Below are 508 nucleotides of genomic sequence, written 5' to 3'. Positions count from 1 at the left end.
CCACGGCCCCGGCGTTGTTCCGGCTTGAGGTGTTCTGTCCGTGTTGAGGACCGGGCGAGGCGGGAGTTGTGGGACGAGCGCGACTTCTGATGATCTTTCGGGTGTCTACGCCAGAAGATCGTGTCAGGAGTCGCGCTCGTGTCGTCATCATCCCCGATCCACCCTGTTGTTGACCACCTCACCGATCTGGCCCTGTGGGAGGCCGAACTAGCCGCCGGCCCGGTCACCGCGGATGCGGGGGCCACGGATCCGCTGGCCATGACATCGTCGCTGCTCAACCGGCTGGGACAGATACCCGACCCGCGCCGGTCGCGGGGGCTTCGACACCCGCTGCTGGTGATCCTGGTCCTGACCGCCTGCGCAACCTTGGTGGTTGGTAACGACTCCGTGGCGGCGATCCGGCAGTGGGCGGCGGGTACTCCGCAGGATGTCCTGCACCGTATCGGGGCTCGGTTCAACCCGTTGTCCGGCCGGTACACGGTGCCCAGCGAACGCACCTTCCGTCGGG

General features: G+C 66.9%; 1 protein-coding gene. It reads left to right on the top strand.

Translation table 11 applies throughout. The annotated features are described in order from the left end of the window. Positions 1-138: 138 nt before the first annotated feature. Positions 139-508 (top strand): transposase family protein (locus ACFHWY_RS28820; protein WP_416583377.1); only part of this gene is annotated, 370 nt, incomplete at its 3' end.

The sequence above is a fragment of the Micromonospora sp. LOL_024 genome (assembly GCF_048060415.1).
GTDB lineage: Bacteria > Actinomycetota > Actinomycetes > Mycobacteriales > Micromonosporaceae > Micromonospora.
This window is presented reverse-complemented; position numbering and strand designations above follow the sequence as displayed.